The organism is Planktothrix sp. FACHB-1355 (genome assembly GCF_014748295.1).
GTDB lineage: Bacteria > Cyanobacteriota > Cyanobacteriia > Cyanobacteriales > Aerosakkonemataceae > Aerosakkonema > Aerosakkonema funiforme_A.
In genome coordinates this window covers 1-2036 of sequence record NZ_JACJUP010001220.1, presented here as the reverse complement: position 1 = coordinate 2036, position 2036 = coordinate 1, and the positions used below count along the sequence as shown (strand labels likewise).

General features: G+C 48.8%; 1 protein-coding gene. It reads right to left on the bottom strand.

From position 1 onward, the window contains the following. Positions 1-1912, bottom strand: a 1912-nt coding sequence (locus H6S82_RS30980) for a GAF domain-containing protein (protein WP_206756916.1), incomplete at its 3' end; no start/stop codon positions are given. Positions 1913-2036 lie beyond the last annotated feature (124 nt).

Genomic DNA, 2036 nt, shown 5'->3' with positions numbered 1-2036 from the left:
TTTTAATTACTTTAATATCGGGCCTACTAGAAGTACTTTTTAAGCGATTTTGCAAAATCAACAAGGTGCTATCGATACCTTCGTGGATATTGACCGGTTTCTTTTCTGCTTCGTCGAGGCGGGAGAAATTTCGCAGCGACAGGACAATTTGCCGAATCCTTTCTGTCCCCACCTGCATTGAAGCTAGCAATTTGGGCAGGTCATTCTTGACAAATTCTAAATCCATTGTCTCAGCGGCAGCGTGAATTTCTGCTGCTGGCTTGGGATAATACTTTTGATAGAGGCTCACCAATTCCAAGAGGTCTTGGATATAGTCGCTGGCATGAGCGACGTTGCCGTAAATAAAATTGATGGGATTGTTGATCTCGTGAGCAATGCCTGCTACTAATTGACCGAGGCTGGACATTTTTTCGGTTTGTACCAGTTGTGCTTCGGTTTCCTTTAAGTGTTGCAAAGCTCCCTCTAGTTGTTGCGCCTGAGTTTGAGCGGCAAACGCAGCTGCGCGAGTTTGGGCAAAAAGTTCGGCTTGGTCTATACCGATCGCCAATTGGTCTACCACTGCTTTGAGTAGCTCGACTTCGCTGTCACTCCAAGGTCGCGGGCCGCTACAATGGCTGCATACAACTGCCCCCAGCTGGCCGGAACGAGTTGCTAGGGGGATGAGCAATTGCGAAGTAACGCCTAAAGTATTCAGGAGAATTTGCTCTCGATCGTCCAGATTGACAGCGCTCTCCACATCATCTATCCGAATTGTCTCTAAATTGACGATTTTTTTGACCAGCGAGGTAACTTTCTCTGTGGGATAGTCGGCCAACAAGCTGGGCAAGTTGGGATGGCACGATTCGTGAGTTACCGTCAGGCTGGGGTTTTGCGGATCGGGCCAGCACCAGAGAAAATGACAGCGATCGATTTGCAACAAACTGCGAATTTCGTTGACCGCAGTACCCAAGATTGTATCGAGATCCAAAGAATTGCGAATTTGGCTGGCTAGGCGGAATAGCAGGCTTTCCCGACGCGAGAGCAGTTCCGATCGCGCCCAATAACGATCGATCGCCACAGCAATAGCATTGGCTACCCACTCCAAAATATTATGTCCTTCTTGGCTGAGGGGTTGACGGCTGAAAACAGCCATCACACCCACCAACCGCTCTTCTACAATCAGGGGATACCCCGCAAAAGCTTTGACTTGTTTGCTGCTGTGCGGTTTGATTTTCTCCAACCATTCCCTTTCTTGGAAACGATCGCGATCGCGCAGGTCGTTGCTCAGGTAGGGTTGGTGATTTTGGGCGATCTTCTCCGCTATGCTGCTATCTGGGCGAATCAAGTCGCACGACTCTGGGGTGCGAGAGTCTGTAGGTTCATCCTTGGCAAAGGCCATCGCCTCAAGTTCGAGTTTGTTCGATCCTTGCTTGACAGTCCAAATACAAGCATTGATGGCATCTAGATGCTCGATTGTAATGTGGGTACAACGGTTGAGGATTTCCGATATGCCACCGGCTTGTCCCAGCGCGATGCCTACCGCCGCACCGAAAGCCGAGAGGCGCGATCGCTCCATCAGCATTGCCTCTGACTGTTTTCTTGCCGTTACATCCCGGAAATAAACTGATAACCCGCCTTGATAAGGATAGGCTCTTACCTCCAGCCAAATCCCCAGGGGTGAATAAAATTCTTCAAAATGTACTGTTACTCGCTTGGATACCGCTCTGTGACATTCTTTCTCAAATGTGGAACCTATAGCCTCTGGTAATTCATCCCATATACACTTACCGATTAACTCATTCTTGGTTCTCAGCAAAACTTGCTCTGCTCGCGAGTTTAAGTATGTGAACCGCCACTCCCAATCCAGCGCAAAAAAAGCATCCGTGATGCTTTCAAATATCTCGACAATATTCCACGGTATTTCCGGCGGCATTTCCTTCACTTTGATGACCTTGCGCCCTGAGTGGCTGACACCGCGTAGTAACCTTTGAGTAACCACTTGGCGACCTATAATTTTCAGTGCCTGACATTGTTCCCTGTTCAAATCTCGTGGTGCG